The sequence below is a fragment of the Micromonospora sp. DT178 genome, from assembly GCF_049841695.1.
Classification (GTDB): domain Bacteria; phylum Actinomycetota; class Actinomycetes; order Mycobacteriales; family Micromonosporaceae; genus Micromonospora.
The window spans coordinates 215,984-237,466 of the sequence record NZ_JBNCKV010000001.1 but is presented as its reverse complement, the minus strand read 5'-3'; the positions used below and the strand labels follow the sequence as shown (position 1 = coordinate 237,466).

The window sequence follows — 21,483 nt, the reverse complement described above, 5'->3', positions numbered from 1 at the left end:
GCCCCTCGCATCGCGGCCGGCTCCCGTCAGCGGCCCTGCTCCAGCAGGTCGGCGACCGTGATCAGCGGGGTCACCAGCGACGGCAGCAGGGCCGGGTCCTCCAGCCGGCCGCGGCGGTAGGTGATCAGCTCCGCCCCCCGCACGCTCCAGTTCGGCACCGCCCCCGCCAGGTGCGCGGCGATCAGGGTCGGCCCGACCAGCGCCTGCTGCCCCGGGGCCGCCGCGGCCACCCGCCACTGCCGGTCGAACTCCTCGTGCCCGGTGGCGTAGGTGTCGCTGCCGAACAGCGCGCGACCCAGCTTCGAGAACGCGTGGCGCGGTCCGACCGCGAGCGCCGGGAACGGCCGCCGCAACCACACCGAGCTGACGACGTACGTGTGGGTCTGCGAGGTGGTCGTCTGGTTGCCGTCGGCGCCGGTCGAGCTGTGCGTCTCGGTGTACGCGTACTCGGCCACGCAGACGGGGCGGCCGTGCAGCGTCCCGGTCAACGCGAACCGCACACCCCGCCGGCTGCGGCCCGGCACCCGGTCGGTCCAGGTGATCTCGGGCCGCTCGGTGAAGGTCCAGCCGTACCGGGCGGCCCACTGTCGCCAGTGCTCCCGCCGCTCCCGCTCGCGCCGGTGGGCCGCCACCACCAACGCGACGATGCCCGCCACGAGGAGGACGGCGACGGCCGCGCAGCCACCCATCCAGAACACACTCGCCATCCGCTCCACGGGCGGCAGCGTAGTGACCGGCCGCACGCGCGCCGGTTCACGGACGGCCGCGGTCGCGGATCCGGCTGCCGGCCGCGGTACGGGGTTCGCTCGACGCCGCGCCTCGCGTTCGTCACCCGGTGTCGTCGGGACCCCTGTCGACCCACTGGCCCCACCCCAGACATCGACGAATCGATTGATCCTCATCTGGCGCGCTGTTTAGCTCCCACCGGCACCGTCGACGACGAGGCTGAACTTCTGCCGTCTACCAGGAGGAGACCCACAGTGAACAGAGTGAGGACGGTCCTGCGCCGGATCGGCGCGACCGCGAGCGCCCTGCTGGTGGTCGCCGGGGCCACGGTCGTCGGGGCCACTCCGGCCTCCGCCGCGAACTACTACTACGAGCTGCCGTACCCGGCGGGCGAGTCCTACCTGGTGACCCAGGGGCCGGAGGGCACCTACTCGCACGTCGGCCCGTACAACGAGTACGCCTGGGACTTCGGGCTGCCGGCGAACTACGAGGTCTCCGCCTCGCAGGGCGGCACCATCATCATGTCGAACTGGTCGCCGTACTGGCAGAACGGCATCGAGGTGATCATCCGGCACTCGAACGGCCAGTGCACCCACTACGCGCACCTGAACCGGGCGATCTACAACGCCGGCACCTGGGTGCCGCAGGGCCGGGTCATCGGCTGGTCGGGCAACACCGGCGCGTCCACCGGCCCGCACCTGCACTTCCAGGTCATCAACTGCAACACCCGGGTGGGCATCCCCGCCACCCTCCAGGGCTGGACGCCGTACACCGGCTCCTGGCCGGTGAGCGTGAACTACTACGCGTAACCTCCGCCGGCCGCGCTCACGCGGAGGTGCGTCAATGGGAACCGTGCATCACCACTATCCGTGATCGATAATCCCATTCGCTGCTGGAAGCGCTTCCAGCGAGCGTCGGCGGCGGCCGGTCCAGGGCCGAAGGCGTCGCGGTCGGGGTGTCGGCACATGCCGGCGCCCCGGCCCACAGGGGATCACCTATGACGGAGGAAAGTCGGATGGCGGCACGGACGAACGACGCGGTCGAGCTGAGCGTGGTCATACCCACCTACCAGGACGCGCAGTGCCTGGCGCTGACGCTGCGGTCGCTGACCCGGCAGACGGTGAGCCCCGGGCGCTTCGAGGTGGTCGTCATCCGCGACGGCGGTTCCCCCGCCGGATACGCCGACGCCGTCGAGGCGGCCGCCGGACTCGACCTCCGCCTGCTGGAGTTCCCGAGGCGGCGGGGGCGCTCCGCGGCCCGCAACGAGGCGGTACGGCACACCCGGGCGCCGCTGCTGTTGTTCCTCGACGCCGACTCGTACGCCTCCCCGCAGTTGCTGGAGCGCCACCTGGCCCACCACGCGGTCGCCGGCCGGCCCGCCGTGCTGATGGGCCGGCGCGACGAGCTGAGCCTGGAGCACGTCGAGGCCGCCCTCGACGACCGCGAGATGACCGACGTCCCCCGCCGCCGCGCGGACCGCGCCGGGGACCTGCGCTTCCCGCACGGCCAGCCGCCGGGGCCGGACTGGCTGCGGGCGGGCTGGGCGCTCGCCTACACCCACAACATCTCGCTCGCCCGCGACCTGTTCGACCGGACCGGCGGGTTCGACGAACGCGCCGGGCTGCGCTGGGGCCTGGAGGACATCGAGCTGTTCTACCGGGTGCACCGGCACCTCGGCGTGACCGGGTTGAACTTCGCCTTCGACGACGAGGCCCGCGCCTTCCACCTCCCGCACCACCGCAACACCGACCGCAACTTCGCCGACTTCGCGGCCAACCGGAGCCTGCTGACGGGGCAGTACCACGTCATCGAGTGGGAGTTCTACGGCCTGCTGGACGTGTACGACTCGCTGGAGCGCATCGTGTACTACCGCTCCGCGGCCACCGACTGCGCGCGGCGCGCGACGTGCCGGATCGGGCCGGCGTTCGACCGGCTCGCCGACCGCCTGCCCGGCCCCCGCGTGCTGTGGGTGGGCACCGGCAGCGACCAGGTCGACCTGCCGACCGGGGCGCTGACCTTCGACTACGCCGTCCCGCCGGGACCGACGAACTACCATCTGGTCGGCATGGACCCGCCCATCCCGCCGGGCAGCCTCGACGCGGTGGTCAGCGTCGACTTCTGGCGGTACCTGCGCTGGGACGACCTCTGCCGGTTCGTCAACACCTCCGGACGGCTCGCCCGCGAGGTGCACCTCGTCGGCACGAGCGACGCCGGATCGGCGCCGCTCACCCCCGGGCCGGCGGTGCTGGACTACCTGCGCCGCACCCTCAGCGCCGCATTCACCGCCAGGTTGACCCACGTCGACGGGCTCGGTGAGGTGCTGACCCTGCGGTCCCTGACGCCAGCGGCGCGGAAGGGCCCGGCGCGCGTGTGACGTTGCCCGGCGACCGCAGGCGGCGACCGGTACGCGGATCAGGCGGGCGGCTGGAGCAGGGCCGCGCTGCCCCGGTGGTGGCTCGTCATCGAGCGCCGGAGCGGGAGCTGCGGAAGGTGCGGCGGTAGGTGTCCGGGGGTACGCCGATGGTGCGGTTGAAGTGCCGGCGCAGCGTCGTGGCGGTGCCCATGCCGGTAGCCGTCGCGATGGCGTCGATGCTGTCGCCGGTGGTCTCCAGCAGCTCCTGGGCGTGCCGGATCCGCTGGGTCACCAGCCATCGCAGCGGGGTGGTGCCGGCCACCGACCTGAAGTGGCGGACCAGGTTGCGCGAGCTCATGTTCGCCTGACGGGCCAGGTCCTCCACCGTCAACGCGTGGTCGAGCCGTTCGATCGCCCAGGAGAACAGCTCGGCGAGCGGGTGGTCGTCCTGGGCGGGCACCGGGGCGGTGACGTACTGGGCCTGGCCGCCGGCCCGGTGCGGGGGCACGACCAGGCGACGGGCGAGCGTGTTGGCGACCGCCGAGCCGTGGTCGAGGCGGACCAGGTGCAGGCACAGATCCATCGCGGCGGCCTTGCCGGCGGAGGTGAGCACGCTGCCGTTGTCCACGTAGAGCACGTCCGGATCGACGTGCACCCGGGGGTAGCGGGCCGCCAGGACCTCGGTGTGCGCCCAGTGCGTGGTCGCCCGTCGGCCGTCCAGCAGGCCGGCGGCGGCGAGCACGAACGCGCCCGTGCACAGGGAGGCCACCCGCGCGCCTGCCTCGTGGGCCGCGCGCACCGCGTCGACCAGATCGACGGGCGGTTCCTCGTCGACGTCGACCCACCCGGGGACGATCACCGTGTCGGCGTGCACGAGCTGGTCGAGGCCGCAGTCGGGCTCCAGCCGGAACCGGCCGACCCGCACCACGCCGGTTCCGCAGACGGTGACGCCGTACCAGGGGTCTGCCATGCCGGTCAGGTCGGCACCGAAGACCTCGTACGCCAGGGACAGCTCGAAGTGCAGCATCCCGTCCGTGACGGCCAGGGCGACGGTGTTCATGTCCGAAACTGTACGGGACGTGGCGTTCCAGACACTCGTCCCGGTGAACCGCCGCCGCCAGGATGTACTCAGTTGATCATTCGGGCATGGAGCGGGGAGAACTGATGGGATCGGGTCGGACGGTGGCGGTCTTCGGCGCCTACGGGCACACCGGGCGCTTCGTGGTGGCGGAGTTGTGCGCTCGCGGGTACATTCCGTTGCTCTGCGGACGCGACGCGGACAAACTGCGGGCGCTCGCGGCGTCCTTTCCGGGGCTCGGCACCCGGCCGGCCTCGGTCGACGATCCGGCCGCACTCGACCGTGCGCTGGCGGGCGCGGCCGCGGTGGTCAACTGTGCCGGGCCCTTCGCCGTGACCGCCGCGCCCGTGATCGAGGCGGCGCTGCGCGCCGGGATTGCGTACGTGGACGTGGCGGCGGAGGTGGAGGCCAACCTCGACACCTTCACGCACTTCGCGGATCGCGCCCGCGCTGCGGGGACGGTGGTGGTCCCCGCGATGGCCTTCTTCGGCGGCCTCGGCGACCTGCTGGTCACCGCGGCGATGGGCGACTGGACGGCGGCCGACGAGGCGCACGTCGCGTACGGCTTGAGCGGTTGGCACCCCACCGCCGGGACCCGCGCGGCGGGCACGGTCTCCCGGCGGCGCAGGGACGGCCAGCGCGTCCGCTACCGCGACGGGCGGCTGGAGTACCGCGACGACGCCCCGCCGACCCTGACGTGGCCCTTCCCCGAGCCGATGGAGACCCGGGCCGTGATCGGCGAGTTCACCATGGCCGACGTCGTCACCGTCCCCAGCCACCTGGCCATCCCCGAGGTGTGCACCTACATGACGGTCGAGGCGGCCGGCGAGCTGGCGGCTCCGGAGACACCGGCGCCGGCCGCCGTCGACGATCGCGGGCGGTCCGCGCAGACCTTCCTCGTCGACGTCGTCGTGCGCTCCGGCGGCGCGGAACGGCGCGCGGTGGCGGGCGGCCGGGACATCTATGCCGTCAGTGCGCCGCTCGCGGTGGAAGCGGTGCACCGCATCCTCACGGGACGGACCAGCACGGTCGGTGTCGCCTCCGCCGGCGCCGTCTTCGACGCGCCCGACTTCCTCCGGGCCCTGTCCGCGCACATCTCGCTCGACCTGCGGCAGTCCTCCACGGCCCCCGATGACATCATCGATCCATGCCCGTGATCGAAGTGGTACGCGGTGACATCACCCGCGAGGACGTCGACGCCATCGTCAACGCCGCGAACGAGTCGCTGCTGGGCGGCGGTGGCGTCGACGGGGCGATCCACCGGGCGGCGGGACCGCGCCTGGCGCAGGCGGGCGCCGCCCTCGCGCCGTGCCACCCGGGCGAGGCCGTCGCCACCCCCGCATTCGATCTTGACCCACCCGTACGCCACGTCATCCACACGGTCGGTCCGGTGTGGGAGGGCGGCGGCCACGGCGAAGCCGAGATCCTTGCCTCGTGCTACCGGCGCAGCCTCCAGGTCGCCGACGAGATCGGCGCCCGCCGCGTCGCCTTCCCCGCCATCGGCACCGGCGTCTACGGGTACCCGTCCGACCAGGCGGCGACGATCGCGGTCGCGACGATCAGGGCGACATCCACCGCCGTCGAGCACGTCCGCCTGGTCGCGTTCGACGACGTCACGTACCGGCTCCTGGCGGCGGCGTCGGAGAGCTGAGCCGGCCGTACGGCCCGAACCGTCCTCTGTGTACGGGTCGCCTGATCGACCTGCCTGTGCCATGATCTCCGGTCAATCGGTGCGGGTCGGTTCGATCAGGAGACACCATGCGGTTGGTCAGGCTCTGTGTCGCCATGCTCGGCGTGTTCGTCCTCGCCCTCACCTCGGCGGCCCCGGCCTCGGCGGCCACCACGGCGACGTACGACCTCTGGGTCTGGAACGTCGCGGGCTGGGCCATGCACCGGGCCTCGACCACCGACGGCCTCATTCCGGCCCTGACCGGCTCGATCCGCAGCCGGGGCGCCGACTTCGTCGGCCTCAACGAGCTCTGCTTCCAGCAGTACCAGGCGATCGTCGCCGAGCTGAGGGCCGCCGGTTGGCCGCAGGACTCCACCAACTTCGCCCGCTTCGAGCCGTCCCGCGACACGGTCTGCAACGGGCAGGCGTTCGGCAACGCCATCTTCAGCAAGGCGCCGCTCGGCACGGCGAACCGCTACACGCTGCCCTCGGACGGCAGCGCGGAGCGGCGGACCCTGCTCTGCGCGCCGGTCTCCGCCCGGCCGCACCTGCGGTTCTGCGCCACGCACATCACGCCGTCGAACACGGTCATCAACGGCACGGCGATCAACGTGCAGCAACTGAACTCGGTACGCAGCCGGCTGGAGACCTTCGCGGCGAACGGTGACACGGTGCTCATGGCCGGGGACTTCAACGCCCAGCCCCACTACGGCCGACTGGACAACTGGTACGCGCCGAGTCTCAACGTGGCAAACAACGCCGGCAACACCGGCTTCTACCGGGAGCTGGACGACCTGGACTCCCGCTGCGTCGGCTACGGCGAGACCACCGTCGCGGACGGCAGCACCGGCGGGCCGTGCGGCCTCGGCAACAAGATCGATTTGATCTTCGTACGGGAGAACCGGCTCGCCGGCAGCTACACCGCCGACTCGCTGGCCATCCCGACCACCTGCACGATCGGCGCCTGCTCGGATCACCGCGTGGTGATCGGCACGGTGACGGTCAGCGTCAACTGACCGGCGGGGGGCGGCGTAGGCAGTCCCGGGGCCCCGGAATACGAACTGGCGCCTTTCCTTCGCAGACGTCTTCCGGCGGACACAGCTCACACTCGTGCCCTCCCGACGTTCATTCACCGCCCGTTTGGCTGCCCTTCAGCTTCTCGGTGAACACCGCCGGGACCGGCCGACCGTGTACGGCTTACCGGCCACCAGCCATCCGGTGTTCGGCCGGGCAGGGCAGGACGGAAGCCAAGACCGCAGCATCGTGGCCTGGTCGGGCTGGTTCCAAGGTCACGGGCCCGGTTGACGTCGGACTCGGACTGCTGGGCCGTTGACCGACACCGCGAAGCGCGCGCTCCCCCCGACACCGACACGGCCGGGGACATCGACTGGCCGGCTCCCGGCTCCAGAATGGAGTGATGACAGCCGACATGGCCCCACGGCGACATCCGCTCCTGCCCGTCCTCGCCGGTTCCCGAGCCGTCCTCGTCGGCCGGGACACCCCCGACCCCGACGCCGACCACGGCTACGGCCACGGCTACGAGTCGGCGGTGGAGGCGACCAGGGCGTTGGCCCGTACCCTCGTCTCCCCGAACATCGGTACGCCCTTCCTCGAAGCGCACACCGAACAACTCGTGCGCGGGGAGTCTCCTGACGCGGTGATCGACGCCGTGCGCCGGGCCGCCGCGACGGCAACGGACACGTTGCTGTTCTCCTACGCCGCGACTGGCCCGGAACACTGGGAGACCCCCGAGGGCGCGGAGAAGTGGACCGAGGATCCGGGCAGCCGTCGGTCCGTGCTCAGCAGGGTCGCGGACCTGATGCGGGACAGCGCGGCCACCCGACTCGTCGTCCTGCTGGACTGCGGTTCCGCGCAGGTCGCCGCGCGGCACTTCACCCGGCCGGACCCGCCGGCCGGTCACCGGCACGGCGCACAGTTGTCGCTGTTGGGCGCTGGCCGGGTGATGCTGTTCGGGAGCGAGATCGACCCATTCACGAGCACCCTCACCAGAGCGCTCCAGGCAGGGGTCGACGGCGGTCCCGAGGCCCTGGATCTGGTGGCGCTCGGCAACGCGGTGCAGGCCAAGTTCACCGAGCTGCGGTACCAGGTCGAGAACGAGTACATCCCGGGAGCGAAACCGTTGCTCCTCCACGGCGGCTCCGAGGTGGCACTCGGCATCAATCGGGCCTTTCCGCCCGATGACCGCGACATCGCCCTGCGATACCCGCCTCGCTATCCCGGTGCCTTCTTCGCCCACCCCGACGCCGTGAGTGAATCCGAGGGCTACTGACCCGACGACGCGGGACCGGGCGCTCCACCACGTCGGATCGCTGCGGGGCGGGGGACAGTGGCCCGCCGGGGCGCATGACCTGCCGCTGCGGCAGTCGAACTGTTTCCTTTCCGCATCCGGTCGTTCGCGCTGGCCGTTGCATGTCTGCCCTCGAACGCTGTCGAGCTAGCGCCATGGCGCAACTCCGCCAGGCGCGAGCATAGGCCGCTGCCGGCGCACGCTGCGACGATGCGACGCAACGCCTCGCGTACCAGTGGAAGGAATCCACCCCCACCATGCCTGTCCTGTCGCGACGACGGCGCGCCGTCATATTGTCGGCAACCGCCGCGCTCGCCCTCACGACGCTTGCCGTACCCGGCACGTCCGCCGCCGCACCCGGGTCGTCCGCCGCCGCACCCAGCCGGCCGCTGCTCGGCACCGAGCGCACCGCGAACGGCACCCTGGTCACGCTGATCACCGGCGATCGCGCGGTGCTGACCACCGACCCCAACGGCAAGCCGGGGGCCACCCTGCTGCCGGGCCCCGGCGTCAACGCCCACGGCTACACCACCCGGGCGTTCCGCGACGACCTCTACGTCATCCCGGCCGCCGCCATGCCGCTCATCGCCGCTGGCCGGCTCGACGAGGAACTGTTCAACGTCACCGGGCTGGTCCGCCAGGGCTACGCCGACCAGTCCACCGCCACCCTGCCGGTCCTCGCGACGTACGGCGGCGCCCTGCGCCGCACCCGCCAGGCACCCGCGGCACCCGCCGGCGCCACCGTCACCGCGTCGCTGCCGGTCGCCGACGCGGTTGCGCTCGACGTGGCCAAGGAGAAGGCCGCCGAGCTGTGGCGCGACCTGACCGACGGGAAAGGCCCGGCCATCGGCAAGCTCTGGCTTGACGGCCGGGTGACCGCAGCCATGGCCGAGACCACGGCGCAGATCAACGCGCCGCAGGCCTGGAAGGCCGGCCTGGACGGCGCGGGCACCACCGTCGCGGTCCTCGACAGCGGCTACGACGCCAACCACCCGGACCTCGCCGGGCAGGTCGTCGGCGAGAAGAACTTCACCGACGACTCCGGCGGCGCCGTCGATCTCAACGGGCACGGCACCCATGTCGCCTCCACCGTAGCCGGCACCGGCGCCGCGTCCGGCGGTGCCGAGAAGGGCGTCGCTCCCGGCGCCGACCTGCTCATCGGCAAGGTCCTCAACCGCGAGGGCCACGGCCAGGAGTCCTGGATCATCGCTGGCATGCAGTGGGCCGTCGACAGCGGCGCCGACGTGGTGAACATGAGCCTCGGTGGCAGTGTCGGCACCGACTGCACCGACCCGATCGGTGTCGCCGCCCAGCAGCTGACCCAGCAGTCGCACACCCTGTTCGTGCTCGCCGCCGGCAACTCCGGCCCGGCCGCCCGCACGCTTGGCTCGCCCGCCTGCGCGGACGGCGCGCTGACCGTCGCCGCCGTCGACGCCGACGGTGCCACCGCCGGGTTCTCCAGCCGCGGCCCGGTCACCGGCTCGCACAAGGTCAAGCCCGAGATCGCGGCGCCCGGCGTCGACGTGCTCGCCGCCGCCATGGGCAGCCCTGGCGGCAACCCGTACGTCCGGATGTCCGGCACCTCGATGGCCGCCCCGCACGTGGCCGGCGTCGCCGCGCTGCTGGCCCAGCGGCACCCGGGCTGGAGCGCACAGCAGCGCAAGGCCGTCCTGGTGTCGTCCGTCCAGCCGGGCGGGCAGGACAGCGTGTACGCCCAGGGCGCCGGCGTGGTGGACGCGTACCGCGCGGTCAACGCCACCGTGTACGGCCCCGGCACCGTCGACGCCGGCTCCTACGCCTGGCCGCATCGCCACCAGAAGCCGACCACCACCATGGTCACGCTGACCAACACCGGCGACAGCGCGGTCACCTTCGCACTGTCGATCCAGGGTGCCACCGGCGAGGACGGCCAGCCGCTGGCCAAGCGCACGCTGAACGTCGGCGTGGACCAGGTCACCGTACCCGCCCGCGGCACCGCCGAGGTTCCGGTCGTGCTCGACCCTGCGGTGCGCCAGAGCGACGCCGGCTACGGCACCATCGGTGGCCGCCTGGTCGCCCGCGCCGCCGACGGCAGCACCGTCACCACCGCGGTCGGCGCCTGGCTGGAGCCGCACACGGTGACCGTCAAGCTTGACCTGATCGATCGGCGCGGCCAGGCACCGACCGCCGGTTCCTTCGTGGACGTCGTCGACATCGACCGGCTCACCGCCCAGCGGTTCACCACCTTCGACACCGCCCCGCATCTGCGCCTGCGGGAGGGGCGCTACTCGATCGGCGCGCTGATCGCCAGCCTCGACGAGGGCACCACCGGTGAGCAGGGCCTGGTCAAGTCGATCGCCTTCATGGGCGACCCGGACCTGGTCATCGACAACAGCGCCACCGACATGACGATCACCTACGACGCGCGTACCGCGGTACGCCAGCGCGTCGAGGGTGAGCGCCCGCTGGAGGCGCAGAGCACCACGCTGCAGTACGGCCGCTGGTGGGGTACCGCCTACCTGGCCGCCTCGTACAGCGGCGGCAAGTCCGTCGACGAGGTGTACGTCGGGCAGACCGCACCGGTGCGCTCCGGCGCGTTCGAGCTGGACACCTTCTACCGCATGTACGCCCCCGAGCTCAGCCTGCGCAGCTCCACCAGGACCGCGCTGGCGCCCGAGTACCTCGTCGGCAACATGCTGCGGGGTACGGCCTCGGTGAAGCTCGACGGATCCGGCTCGGCGCCGCTGGTCGCGGCCGGGGCGGGCAGCAGCGCCGAGATCGCGGCCGCCGGGGTCGCCGGCAAGGTCGTGCTGGTCCACAACGCCGCCGATCCGGCGGCGGTGCTGACCACGGCGGCAGCCGCCGGTGCCAAGGCGGTGCTGTTCGGCCGCGACACTCCGGGCCGATGGCTCGCGGCGTTGACGGCCACCATTCCCGGCCTGACCCTGAGCGGGGCCGAGACCACAGCGCTGCGTGCCGACCTGGCGGCCGGCCCGGTGACGCTGTCCTGGGACGCCGTCGCCGCCAGCCCGTACGTCTACCACCTGGCACTCGTCGCCGAAGGCAAGACCCAACCGCAGAAGCCGCTGCGCGTGCGTGACCGGGACCTCGGCCGGGTCGACGAGCAGATCAGCTCGCTGCGGAGCGACCGGGCGATCTACGACTACCTGCGGGCGTTCCGGCCGGACTTCCCGACCGTGGCCACCATGGCGTCGGAGGCGTTCACCGCGCCCATCCAGCGCACCGTGTACTACACCGCGAACCAGCAGTGGCAGCACATGGTCGGCGGCGCGGCGGTGTTCGACGAAACCATGTTCGACCTCCCGCGCACCTACTCCGCGGGTTCCCAGCGGGCCGAGCGGTGGTACGGCGGACCGGTCCGCTCGGCCGCCACGCGCCGCGCCGACGGCTCTCCCGAGCGCATCGCCGAGCGCCAGGGCAACCTGATCGGCGTTGCCATGATCCCGTTCGGTGACACCGAACCGGACCACTTCAGCGCGGGCGGCGGGTTCGGTGACACCGGCGCGGCGATCCTGACGCGAAACGGCGTGGAGATCGACGCGTCGGCCTGGCCGTCGGGCGTGTTCACCGTGCCGGCCGGGGATGCCGACTACCAGTTGCGGGTGCTGACCATGCGGTTCAACCCGCGCCCGCCCTACCACCCGAACTGGGACCTGTTCCACCGCACCGACACCACGTTCCGGTTCCGCTCGCAACAGCCGGCCGACGACGCGCTGCACCCGCTGCCGATCGTCGTGCCGACGTACGACATCGCGCTGGACAGCCGCAACCTCGCGCCCGCCGACGCCGCGTTCGCCGTGCACTTCGACGGGGTGGGCCAGCGCGACTACGACGCGAGCGACATCGTCGCGGCGAAGCTGTGGGTGTCCTTCGACGACGGTGCCACCTGGGCGCAGGCCCCGGTGGCGGCAGCCGGGACGGGCTTCGTCGGCACCGTGGACCAGTCGGCTGCGGCTGGGCGCAACGTGTCGCTGAAGGTGGATCTGACCGACGCGCACGGCAACGGCGTCGAACAGACCATCATCCGGGCGTACGGCGTGCGCTGACGCGCCGGTCTGGCGGGGCCCGGGACGGTCATCGTCCCGGGCCCCGCTCGTGTTTTCGTCCGCTACCGCCAGCTGGGAGACGGCCTGAGCCTTGCTGGAACGCATTGATGACGGCCTTTCGGCCATCGAAACCTTCTGACATCATCCATCGACAATGTCGAACATCATGACCGTGGAGGACAGGATGCGTTCCCGCCTGACGAGTTTCCTCAGCGTCGCCCTGCTGGCGACCGCCGCGTTCCTGGTTCCGGCGTCGCCCGCCGCCGCCGCCCCGTCGTTCCGGACGCCATTCCCGTGCCACCAGACGTGGTCTGGTGAGACCCGCACCACGCACAGCCCGCAGTACGCGATCGACTTCAACCGGGCCGACGACCACGGCGACCCGGTCAAGGCCAGCGCCCCGGGCACCGTGGACGTGGTCGCCAACCTCGGCGACACCAGCTACGGAAGATACGTGCGGATCAACCACGGCGGCGGGTACACCACCTACTACGCCCACCTCAGCGGGTTCAACGTCTCGGTCGGCCAGTCCGTCGGCTACGCCACCACCATCGGGTACGTGGGCAACAGCGGCGGCTCCAGCGGCTCGCACCTGCACTACGAGCAGCGGCTGAACGGCAGCGACATCATGGTGCGGTTCAGCGGCAACCTGGCCCTCTACTTCGGGACGCAGAACTACACGCGTACCGCCGGCTGCTGATCCAAAGCGGGTGGTCCGATGATCGAAGGCGGGTTCCCGGTCGACCGAGAACCCGCCTTCGACCTGCCCCGGACCCCCTCGATGCGAGCTGGCGGCGAGCCGGTCGGATCGACTGTCGTGCGAGGTCGTCCGGCCTCCCGAGGCTCGTCCTGGTCCCGCGTCGGCTCGGTTGCCGTACTCCGCCGCTACACAAGATCGAAAAAAGGCCGTCTCCGACTGGCGGAAACGGCCTGAACTGGTGGAGTTGAGGGGATTCGAACCCCTGACCCCCTCGATGCGAACGAGGTGCGCTACCGGACTGCGCCACAACCCCTCCGCCGGCGGACCGGCATCGGTCCCACCCGGCTTTCACCGGGCGGGCCGGCGCCAAGGTTAACAGGTTCACCGCCCCCGCCGCGAATCCACCCCCCGCGCGCCGAGATCTTGGCACGGAACGGCCCCTCCAGGGGCCGTCAGCCACCAAGATCTCAAAGAACGCCGGGCCGGCGGCCGGCGGCCGGCGGGCGCGAAAATCGATGGACATCGCGGGCGCCGGTGAGCAGCGTGGGGCGCATGCGACAGGAAGACGTCTGGAACGACGACACCGCCCGCCGCTACGACACCCCCGGCACCGGCATGTTCGCCCCCGAGGTGCTGGGGCCGACCGTCGGCCGCCTCGCCGAACTGGCCGGCGGCGGGGCGGCACTCGAATTCGCCGTCGGCACCGGTCGGGTGGCCGTTCCGCTCGCCGCGCGCGGGGTGCCGGTCAGCGGCATCGAACTGTCCCGCCCGATGGTGGAGCAGCTCCGGACGAAGGTGGACGAAACTACCATTCCGGTGGTGGTCGGCGACATGGCGACCGCCACCGTCCCGGGCGAGTTCTCGCTGGTCTACCTCGTCTACAACACGATCTCGAACCTGCTCACCCAGGCCGGGCAGGTGGCCTGCTTCCGCAACGCCGCCCGCCACCTCGCCCCGGGCGGCCGGTTCGTGATCGAGTTGTGGGTGCCGGAGTTGCGCAAGCTCCCACCGGGCCAGGAGGCGACGGTCTGGTCGTCCGAGCCGGGGTACATCGGCCTGGACACCTACGACCTGCTGCACCAGCAGGTCGTGTCGCACCACTTCCAGTTCGACGAGAGCACGAACGCCCGGCTGTTCCGGTCACCGCACCGCTACATCTGGCCGGCGGAGTTGGACCTGATGGGCCAGCTGGCCGGGTTCGAGCTGGAGAGCCGGCACGCGGACTGGTCCGGCGCCGAGTTCACCGCCGACTCGCGGTCCCACGTGTCCGTCTACCGCCTGCCAACCCCGAACTGACGCACCCGGGCCGCCGCCCCACCGGCTGGCGCAGCTCCGGGCCGTAGCCGCACCGGCACCCGGGCCGCCCGACCGGGCCAGACCGGCCGCCGGTCACGAACCGGCGCGCGGCAGGCCCCCGCGTCAGGCCGAGTGCGAGCCGCGGCCGGACTGGTAGGGCCGGCCACGCAGGCCGCCCGAGCGGCGGTAGGAGACCGAGCCGCCGTTGGCCGCCGCCGGCAGGTCCGCCGGGCGGTCCAGGCCCATCGCGGCGCGGCGCACCACCTCGCGCTGGGCCGCCAGGCGGCGCTGCGCCTCGCGGCGGGCCGCCGCCCGGCGGGCCTGCTCCCGCCGCACCTCGGCCTGCCGGGCGGCCAGCCACGCCGCCTCGCGGGCCTGCGCCCGCCGCCGCCGGCGATCCGCCACCGCCAGCCGCCGCAGGTGTACGACGTACGCGACCAGCAGCGCGGCGGTGACCCCGAAGCTGACCCAGAAGCCGGGGCTGACCACGATCACGCCGATGAGCTCGACGAAGTTCAGCAGCAGCAGCGCGGCGAGCACCCGGCGGCGCCGGTAGACGGCGGGGGCGTGCTGTCGCCGGGGTGGCGGCCGACGGCGGCCCTTGCGGGGAGCCGGCGGCACGGCGCGCAGCCGCTTCGACCGGCGCGCGACGGGGGGCGCGGAGACCGGCGCGGAGAGCCCGCCCGTGTTCGCGTCCTCACTGAGGGTGATGACGAGGCTGCGGGGCGGGTGCACCGGGCGGCGCCCCGGCACAGTGCGGCGCCGCCGGCGGCGCTGGAGCACCCGCGCCGTCGACTGCGCCCGCTCCGCCACCAGCCGCTCGGTGGCGTCGTACCGGCGAACCAGCGCCGGAGCGAGGGCGAGCAGGCCGGCGGCGGCGAGGACGGCGAGGAGCACCGAGGTCGGCACCCTCACCCCTCCCGTCACCGAATTCGGAGCAACCGCCGCCCGGCCGCAGGATCTTCCACCGATGGTGGTCGGGTGCGCGGATCGTACGGGTGGAGCAGCGCTTGCCACAGCTTGCAGTTACTTGAGGTTACGGGCCGTGGACGCGGATGCTGACACGCCGCGCCGATCCCGTGCGTGGGACGGCTCACCCCGCGGTGGCGCGGACCCGGTGCCAGCGGGCCAGCAGCCCACCCTCGGCGGCGACCTCCTCGCTGGTCATCGCGTATCCGATGTGATCACGCCACGCACCGTCGATGTGCATGTAGCGCACGTGGTACGACTCCTCGCGGAAGCCCAGCTTCTCCACCACCCGCCGCGACGGCCGGTTCTCGGGGCGGATGTTCACCTCGACCCGGTGCAGTCCACCCTCGCCGAACGCGTGGTCGACCGCGAGCGCCAGCGCGGTGGGGATGACGCCGCGACCGGCCACCCGGGAGTCCACCCAGTAGCCCACGTACGCCGAGCAGAACGCCCGCCGCACGATGCTGCCCACGTTGAGGTGGCCGACCAGCCGCTCCCGGCCGTCCTCGCGCAGGCAGACGGCGAAGGGCATCCCCTCGCCGGTGCGGGCCGAACGGCGCTGGTCGCGGTACACCCAGCGGAACGCGGCCGGCGAGTTCAGCTCGTACCAGCTCCCCGGCAGGGACGACTCCCATGGCGCGAGCCATTCCCGGTTGGCGCGGCGCACCTCCGACCAGGCGGCGGCGTCCGAACGTCGGTAGGGCCGCAGCAGCACCGGCCCGTCGGCCAGCACCGCCGGCCACCCCGGCGCCCGCCCGACCCCGAACAGACTCACGAACCAGACCTTCCGCTCACGACCGACGAAACCGATGCCCCGGCGACGCTCACCGGCGCCGGTCCAGTAGGAGGACGTCCACCGTGGACCCGGCCGCCGCGGTGGTCACCCGCTCGCCGAGCACCATCAGCCCGTTCGCCTCGGCCAGCCCCGAGAGGGTGTACGGGCCACCGTTGAGCGGCTGCACCGTGTAGCCGCCGCCGCGCCGCTCGGCGACGTGCGCGGGACGGAACTCGCGCAGCCCCACCGGCGACGAGATCGTCTCCAGCAGGTGCGCGCGGACGCTGGGCCGGAACACCGGCTCCGCCCCGGCCAGCAGGTTGATCGCCGGGCGGGCCAGCACCTCGAAGCCGATCAGGGCCGAGCCCGTGTCGCCGGGCAGGCAGACCACCGGCACCTCCTCGGCGCCGACCGTGCCGAACCCGAGCGAGGTGCCGGGATAGAGCGCGACCTCGGTGAAGGTGACCGGGCCGGCCCGGCTGCCCTCCCGCCGGGAGAGGATCCGCCGCACCATGTCGCCCGGCCCGGTGCCGGTGCCCCCGGTGGTGATGATCAGGTCGGCGCGCAACGTCTGGTCCTCCAGCAGCCCGCGCAGCCCCTCCGGGTCGTCGTCGCAGATGCCCACCCGGTACGCCAGGGCGCCCACCTCGGCCGCGGCAGCGGTCAGCGCGTGCGAGTTGGCGTCGACCGTCTGGCCGGGCTGGCTGCCCCGGCCCACGTCGACCAGCTCGTCGCCGGTGGCCACGATGACCACGCGGGGGCTGGGCCGCACCACGACGTGCCCGATGCCGGTGGCGGCGAAGACCGCCACCAGCGCCGGCGAGACGTAGGTGCCGGCCCGGGCCAGCAGGGTGCCGGCGGGCAGCTCCTCGCCGGCCCGGCGCACCCCGTACCCCCGTTTGGGCACGCGGAAGATCTCCACGGCGGCCATGCCCTGGTCGGTCCACTCCACCGGCACGACCACGTCCGCGGCGAGCGGCAGCGGCGCCCCGGCGGCGACGGAGAAGCAGGCGCCCGGGGTGAGCCGGACCGGCCGCCAGCTCGCCGCGCCGAGGTCGCCGACGACGTTGAGCCGGACGTTGCGCCCGCCCGGCCCGCCGGACTGGGTCGGGACGTAGCCCACGCCCCGACCACCTCCGGAGATGTCCTCCCAGCGGGCCGCGTACCCGTCCACGGCCGACTGGTCGAAGGCCGGGAAGGAGTGCGGCGCGACGACGTCCTCGGCGAGGACGTTGCCGTGCGCCTGGGTGAGGTCGAGGTCGAGCGGAGGCAGCGCGCGTAACCTGCGCAGCACGCTGCCCAGGTAGTCGGCGAGCGGCGTCAACTCGTTCGCGGCCGCCTCGGCGTCGGCCGACGCTGTCATGTACCAGTCACGCCCGACGCGTCGGAGTTGACGAACTCGGCCAGCCACTTGCGGAACTCGGCGCCGAGGTCGTCGCGCTCGGCGGCGATCTGCACCACGGTCTGGAGGTAGCCCAGCGGCATGCCGGTGTCGTAGCGGGTGCCCCGGTAGACGATCGCGTGCACCGGGGTGCCCTCGCTGCGCAGCAGCTCCATCGCGTCGGTCAGCTGGATCTCCCCGCCGCTGCCCGGCTTGGTCCGCCGGATCGCGTCGAAGACGCTGCTTGGCAGCACGTAGCGGCCCAGCACGGCGAGGTTGCTCGGGGCGTCCTCCGGCTTGGGCTTCTCCACCATGCCGGTGACCCGGACGACCTCGCCGATGTCGGACAGCTCCGCCTCCGCCGGCTCCACCGAGGCGATGCCGTAGCGCTTCGTCTCGGCCGGGTCGACCTCGAAGAAGGCCAGCACCACGCCGCCGGTGCGCGCCTGGAGCTCCAGCATGGCCGGCAGCAGCGGCTCCGACGGCTTGACGAACTCGTCACCCAGCAGCACCGCGAAGGGCTGGTCGCCGACGTGCGACTCGGCGTAGCCGACGGCGTGGCCCAGGCCGAGCTGCTCGGGCTGCCGGCAGGTGTAGATCTCGGCCAGCTCGCTGGGGCCGCGCACAGCGGCCAGCCGCTCGGTGTCGCCCTTCGCCTCCAGCCGTGCCTCCAGGTCGGGGCGGCGGTCGAAGTGGTCCACCATCGACGTCTTGCCCCGCCCGGTGATCAGCAGGACGTCGCCGATGCCGGCCTGGGTGGCCTCCTCGACGATGTACTGCAGCACCGGCCGGTCGACCACCGGGAGCAGCTCCTTGGGCACCGCCTTCGTGGCCGGCAGGAACCGGGTGGCCAGACCGGCGGCCGGGATGACGGCCTTGACCGCGCGGGAGCGACCGGTTGCGGCGGTCGCCGATGAGGGGTTCGCTGAGTGCTCCGACATGTCGCGAGACTATCGGCCACGGCTCTGTCGTGGAGGGTGAGGACCGGAAGACGCGCCGCCGCAGGGACCCGGCCGCACCGGGTCGGGTGCGGCCGGCGCGCTCCCCTGGGCAGTGTCGGCCGGATCGGCCGGTTCGGGGCGGGTCCGCACCGGCTGGCGGGGAGCGCCGGCGCGCGGCAGGCCGTCCTCGGGAGTGGCCGCCGCGGCCGGGACGGGGATCTCCCGCGTCGGCGGTCCGGCCCGCTCCTCGGCGATCCGCCAGGTGTCCCGGCCGGCCGCCTTGGCCGCGTAGAGGGCGTCGTCGGCGGCGTCCAGGACCTGCTGGCCGGTGCTGCCGTGGTCGGGGTGCACCGCGATGCCGATGGAGACGGTGACTCCGATGGCCACGGCCGCCCCGCCGTGCCCGTCGGCGGCGATCGGGGCGCCCCGGATCGCCGCGCCGAGCCGCTCCGCGACGATCGCCGCGCCCCGGGCGTCGGTCTCCGGCAGCAGCAGCACGAACTCCTCGCCGCCCTGCCGGAAGGCGAGGTCGACCTCGCGGATCTCGCCGCGCACCCGGCGGGCGAACTCGGCCAGCACGGCGTCCCCGGCCGCGTGCCCGTACGTGTCGTTGACGTCCTTGAACCGGTCCAGGTCGAGGGCGAGGATGCTGAGCATCCGGCCGAACCGGCTCGCCCGCTCGACCTCCCGGCGGATCGACTCCCGCAGGTAGCGGTAGTTCCACAGCCCGGTGAGCGGGTCGGTCAGCGAGAGCCGCTGCGCCTCCTCGTGCACCCGGACGTTGTCCACCGCCACCGCGGCGTGGCCGGCGAAGGTACGCAGGGTGACGAGGTCGTCGTCGTCGAACTCGTCCGCGCCGAGCCGGTCGTAGAGGGCCAGCACGCCGAGCGCCCCCGCCGGGGCGGCCGGCTCCGCCCCCGGGCGCGGGGCCGGGCCGTCGCGGGCGGTGGCGTCGGGCGGGCCCGTCGTGCCGGGGGCGGCGAACGGCACCGCGATGTACGTCCGGCAGTGCGGCTCCCCCGGCGGCGCGGCGGAGGGCTCCACCCGCCCCCGGCGCGGCTCCCCGGTCGCCGCGACGGCGCCCACCACGCCGCTGCCCAGCGGCACCCGCAACGGGCCCGGGCGTTCGTCCGCCGGGTCGGGCGCGTCCAGCCCTTCGGTGCACTGCGCGACGAGCACCCCGCCGTCGTCGACCAGCAGCACCGCCCCGGCCCGGGCGCCGGTCGCCGCGATCGCGCTGTGCAGGATCACCCGCAGGATGCGTTGCAGGTCGTGCGTGCTGGCCAGGGTGTCCCCCAGCACCGCGAGGTGCCCGCGCAGCTGGTCGCGGCTGCTGGTCAGCGCCGCCACGTAGGTGCCCGTCTCGCGGGTCATCCGGTTGAACGCGCCGGCCAGCCGGCCGATCTCGTCCCGGCTGCGCACCGGCACCCGGGCGGTCAGGTCGCCGCGCGCCACCCGGTCCACCGCGCCCGCCAGCTCGACCAGCGGGCGGGTGGTCACCCGGGCCAGCCGCCAGGCGGCCACCACGGCCAGCAGGGTCGCCACCAGCACCGCCGAGCCCAGTGCGACGTACAGGCCGCGTGGTCGTTCGCTGGGCACCGAGAGCACCAGCGGCAGGGGCTGCCCGGCGGACGGGCCGACCAGGCGGACGTACCGGCCGTCGGGGGTCTCGGTGACCCGCTCGCCGTGCAGCGTGTCGGCGGCGGCGAGCACGGCGTCGCGTACGCCGGTCGACTCGGTGCTGTGGGCGAGCCGGACGGGCGCCGCGGCGTCGTCGATCAGGGTGACCGCCACCCCCGTCACGGCCGCGAGGCGCGCGACGAAGGCCGGGTCGACCGGCTGCGCGGCGGTGACCGTGCCGAGCGGCCCGCCGGCCCGGTCGCGCAGGTCGGCCCGGGCCGCGAGCGCCCGCACCGGCCCGGCGGCCGGCGGGTCGGCGCAGTCCCGCCAGGGCGCCGCGGGGCCGCCGGGGCTGGCGTAGGTGACCCGGCCGCTGACGTCGGCGACCCGCACGGCGGCGGCCAGGCCACGGCGGATCACCTGGCTCGCGGCGGCGGGCCGGTCGCCGGCCAGGGCGACCGCGTCGGCGGCGGCCCGCAGCTGCTGGCAGAGGGCGTCGACGGAGGTGCGCACGGTCGAGGCGGCCACGGCGAGCCGCTCGGTGGAGCGGCTCGAGTCGACCGCCGCCACGGTCGCCCCGACGAACATCACCCCGAGCACCACCGGGCCGAGCGCCACCGCCAGGAAGGCTGTGGTCAACCGCCCGCGTAGCGTCACTCGGTCCCCCCGGAAGTTCCGCCGCCGTTGCTTGCGATGCTGACACAGAGCCACCAGGCGGCAAGCGTTGCGTCAGGAGTGTTGCGTGCCCGATTTTTCTGATGGAGCGGAAGAGGCGAAGCGGGATGTGCGTGCCGCCGTGCTCGCCCGCCGCCGGGAGCTGAGCGCGCCGCGGCGGGCCGACGCCGCTGGGCGCGTCCAGGCCGAGCTGGTGGCTCTCGTACGCCGCCTGCGCCCGCTGCGGATGACGGCGTACGTGCCGGTCGGCTCCGAGCCGGGCGGGCCCGACCTGCCGGCGGTGCTGCACGCGGCGCTGCCGCCGGGCGGAAAACTGCTGCTGCCGGTGCTCCGCGACGACCTCGACCTGGACTGGGCCGCCTGGAGCGGGCCGGCCGGGCTGGTGGCCGCCGGGCGGGGGATGCGCGAGCCGGCGGGGCCGCGACTGGGCCGGGCGGCGGTCGCCGGGGCGCAGCTGGTGGTGCTGCCCGCGCTGGCGGTGGACCGCCGAGGGCTGCGGCTGGGCCGGGGCGGCGGCTCGTACGACCGGGCGCTGGCCCGGGTGCCGGCGACCGCCCTGACCGTGGTCCCGCTGCACGACGGCGAGCTGGTGGAGGCCCTTCCCGCCGAGCCGCACGACCGACCGGTCCGCGCGGTCGTCACGCCCGCCGACGGCCTGCGTACGCTGGACGCCGCCCCGGGGGGCGTGGCGGGTGTCGCGCCCCACACTTCCGCTGGACGAATCCGGGGGCGATGACGCACCATTGGCACTCGAATACGTCGAGTGCCAACCGGCCGTGGCCAGATCCGGAGGAGAACGTGCCCACGTACCAGTACGCCTGCACCGCGTGCGGCCACCAGCTCGAGGCGGTGCAGTCCTTCTCCGACGCACCGCTGACCGAGTGCCCGGCGTGTGAGGGACGGCTGCGGAAGGTCTTCAACTCCGTCGGCATCGTGTTCAAGGGGT

The 21,483-nt window shown here is 73.4% G+C and carries 17 protein-coding genes, 1 tRNA gene and 1 pseudogene; 11 read left to right on the top strand and 8 right to left on the bottom strand.

The window, feature by feature from the left end; all coding sequences use genetic code 11:
* Positions 1 to 26: 26 nt before the first annotated feature.
* The gene (locus ACLQ22_RS01195; protein WP_425690663.1) at positions 27 to 716 is read right to left on the bottom strand and encodes a hypothetical protein; all 690 of its coding nucleotides are present in this window, start codon (positions 714 to 716) and stop codon (positions 27 to 29) included.
* A 264-nt stretch (positions 717 to 980) separates the two neighbouring features.
* Between ACLQ22_RS01195 and ACLQ22_RS01190 the strand changes: the two genes are divergently transcribed.
* Together ACLQ22_RS01190 and ACLQ22_RS01185 are read left to right on the top strand one after the other, a co-directional pair.
* Positions 981 to 1,535 (top strand): M23 family metallopeptidase, encoded by a 555-nt coding sequence (locus ACLQ22_RS01190; protein WP_425690662.1) that lies wholly within the window; start codon positions 981 to 983, stop codon positions 1,533 to 1,535.
* Positions 1,536 to 1,741: 206 nt separating this feature from the next.
* The gene (locus ACLQ22_RS01185; RefSeq protein ID WP_425690661.1) at positions 1,742 to 3,100 is read left to right on the top strand and encodes a glycosyltransferase family 2 protein; all 1,359 of its coding nucleotides are present in this window, start codon (positions 1,742 to 1,744) and stop codon (positions 3,098 to 3,100) included.
* An 85-nt stretch (positions 3,101 to 3,185) separates the two neighbouring features.
* Here ACLQ22_RS01185 and ACLQ22_RS01180 read toward each other — a convergent pair whose 3' ends face one another.
* Positions 3,186 to 4,139, bottom strand: coding sequence for a helix-turn-helix domain-containing protein (locus ACLQ22_RS01180; RefSeq protein WP_425690660.1), 954 nt, complete (start codon positions 4,137 to 4,139; stop codon positions 3,186 to 3,188).
* 86 nt (positions 4,140 to 4,225) lie between these two features.
* On the opposite strand from ACLQ22_RS01180, the gene ACLQ22_RS01175 reads away from it, so the two are divergent.
* The 6 genes from ACLQ22_RS01175 (at position 4,226) to ACLQ22_RS01150 (ending at position 12,880) form a co-directional block, all read left to right on the top strand.
* Complete coding sequence (locus ACLQ22_RS01175) at positions 4,226 to 5,314, top strand: saccharopine dehydrogenase family protein (protein ID WP_425690659.1); 1,089 nt, start codon at positions 4,226 to 4,228, stop codon at positions 5,312 to 5,314.
* The gene (locus ACLQ22_RS01170; protein WP_425690658.1) at positions 5,305 to 5,808 is read left to right on the top strand and encodes an O-acetyl-ADP-ribose deacetylase; all 504 of its coding nucleotides are present in this window, start codon (positions 5,305 to 5,307) and stop codon (positions 5,806 to 5,808) included. Before ACLQ22_RS01175 ends, ACLQ22_RS01170 begins: the two co-directional genes overlap by 10 nt.
* 107 nt (positions 5,809 to 5,915) lie before the next feature.
* The gene (locus ACLQ22_RS01165; protein ID WP_425690657.1) at positions 5,916 to 6,842 is read left to right on the top strand and encodes an endonuclease/exonuclease/phosphatase family protein; all 927 of its coding nucleotides are present in this window, start codon (positions 5,916 to 5,918) and stop codon (positions 6,840 to 6,842) included.
* A gap of 401 nt (positions 6,843 to 7,243) precedes the next feature.
* The gene (locus tag ACLQ22_RS01160; protein WP_425690656.1) at positions 7,244 to 8,116 is read left to right on the top strand and encodes a hypothetical protein; all 873 of its coding nucleotides are present in this window, start codon (positions 7,244 to 7,246) and stop codon (positions 8,114 to 8,116) included.
* A 275-nt stretch (positions 8,117 to 8,391) separates the two neighbouring features.
* Positions 8,392 to 12,180: a S8 family peptidase gene (locus tag ACLQ22_RS01155; protein WP_425690655.1), complete on the top strand. Its 3,789-nt coding sequence runs from the start codon at positions 8,392 to 8,394 to the stop codon at positions 12,178 to 12,180.
* 154 nt (positions 12,181 to 12,334) lie between these two features.
* Positions 12,335 to 12,880: a M23 family metallopeptidase gene (locus ACLQ22_RS01150; RefSeq protein ID WP_425690654.1), complete on the top strand. Its 546-nt coding sequence runs from the start codon at positions 12,335 to 12,337 to the stop codon at positions 12,878 to 12,880.
* Between the two features lie 236 nt (positions 12,881 to 13,116).
* Here the strand turns inward: ACLQ22_RS01150 and ACLQ22_RS01145 are convergent.
* Positions 13,117 to 13,193 (bottom strand) — tRNA-Ala (locus ACLQ22_RS01145).
* 239 nt (positions 13,194 to 13,432) lie between these two features.
* Between ACLQ22_RS01145 and ACLQ22_RS01140 the strand changes: the two genes are divergently transcribed.
* Complete coding sequence (locus ACLQ22_RS01140; RefSeq protein WP_425690653.1) at positions 13,433 to 14,176, top strand: class I SAM-dependent methyltransferase; 744 nt, start codon at positions 13,433 to 13,435, stop codon at positions 14,174 to 14,176.
* Between the two features lie 123 nt (positions 14,177 to 14,299).
* On the opposite strand, the gene ACLQ22_RS01135 is transcribed toward ACLQ22_RS01140, so the two are convergent.
* The 5 genes from ACLQ22_RS01135 to ACLQ22_RS01115 form a co-directional block, all read right to left on the bottom strand.
* Complete coding sequence (locus tag ACLQ22_RS01135) at positions 14,300 to 15,091, bottom strand: hypothetical protein (protein ID WP_425690652.1); 792 nt, start codon at positions 15,089 to 15,091, stop codon at positions 14,300 to 14,302.
* A 178-nt stretch (positions 15,092 to 15,269) separates the two neighbouring features.
* Positions 15,270 to 15,920 carry a GNAT family N-acetyltransferase gene (locus tag ACLQ22_RS01130; protein ID WP_425690651.1) on the bottom strand — a complete coding sequence of 217 codons (651 nt, stop codon included), beginning with the start codon at positions 15,918 to 15,920 and terminating at the stop codon, positions 15,270 to 15,272.
* Between the two features lie 49 nt (positions 15,921 to 15,969).
* Positions 15,970 to 17,283, bottom strand: coding sequence for a molybdopterin molybdotransferase MoeA (gene glp, locus ACLQ22_RS01125; protein WP_121396714.1), 1,314 nt, complete (start codon positions 17,281 to 17,283; stop codon positions 15,970 to 15,972).
* Complete coding sequence (locus ACLQ22_RS01120) at positions 17,280 to 18,242, bottom strand: UTP--glucose-1-phosphate uridylyltransferase (RefSeq protein WP_425690650.1); 963 nt, start codon at positions 18,240 to 18,242, stop codon at positions 17,280 to 17,282. Before ACLQ22_RS01120 ends, glp begins: the two co-directional genes overlap by 4 nt.
* Before the next feature lie 9 nt (positions 18,243 to 18,251).
* The gene (locus ACLQ22_RS01115) at positions 18,252 to 20,519 is read right to left on the bottom strand and encodes a diguanylate cyclase (RefSeq protein WP_425690649.1); all 2,268 of its coding nucleotides are present in this window, start codon (positions 20,517 to 20,519) and stop codon (positions 18,252 to 18,254) included.
* A gap of 85 nt (positions 20,520 to 20,604) precedes the next feature.
* On the opposite strand from ACLQ22_RS01115, the gene ACLQ22_RS01110 reads away from it, so the two are divergent.
* Together ACLQ22_RS01110 and ACLQ22_RS01105 are read left to right on the top strand one after the other, a co-directional pair.
* Entirely contained in the window at positions 20,605 to 21,273 is a 669-nt protein-coding gene (locus tag ACLQ22_RS01110; RefSeq protein ID WP_425690648.1) for a 5-formyltetrahydrofolate cyclo-ligase, read from the top strand.
* Positions 21,270 to 21,428, top strand: a pseudogene (locus tag ACLQ22_RS01105) (FmdB family zinc ribbon protein); the annotation flags it as partial. The gene ACLQ22_RS01110 and the pseudogene ACLQ22_RS01105, both read left to right, overlap by 4 nt.
* Positions 21,429 to 21,483 lie beyond the last annotated feature (55 nt).